This is a genomic window from Ciceribacter ferrooxidans (genome assembly GCF_004137355.1).
GTDB lineage: Bacteria > Pseudomonadota > Alphaproteobacteria > Rhizobiales > Rhizobiaceae > Allorhizobium > Allorhizobium ferrooxidans.
The window spans coordinates 1-448 of sequence record NZ_SDVB01000085.1; the positions used below are offsets into that span (position 1 = coordinate 1).

General features: G+C 42.6%; 1 pseudogene. It reads left to right on the top strand.

The features are described 5' to 3' along the window. Positions 1-163 precede the first annotated feature (163 nt). Positions 164-418 (top strand): annotated as a pseudogene (locus tag EUU22_RS26080) (cytochrome c oxidase subunit 3). The last annotated feature ends 30 nt before the right edge of the window (positions 419-448 follow it).

Consider the following 448-nt stretch of genomic DNA (forward strand, 5'->3'; position numbering starts at 1 on the left):
CTATCACATAGTCGAACCCAGTCCATGGCCTTTAACAGCGGCCTTAGCCGCTCTTCTCCTCACCTCAGGGCTAGCAATATGATTTCACTTCCAAAAAACTACAATCCTCATCTTAGGGTTAATCGTTTTGTTTCTAACTATATTTCAATGGTGACGAGATGTAATTCGAGAATCCACTTATCAAGGTCACCACACTACTCCAGTTCAAAAAGGTTTACGATATGGCATAATCCTCTTTATCACCTCTGAGGTCTTTTTCTTTATTGGATTTTTTTGAGCTTTTTATAACGCTAGCTTATCCCCAACACCTGAGATCGGAGAATGCTGGCCCCCTGCTGGTGTTACACCTTTGAACCCGTTTGAAGTGCCTCTTCTTAATACTGCTGTTCTCCTTGCATCCGGAGTAACCGTCACATGAACTCATCATAGTATTATGGAAGGAAACCGC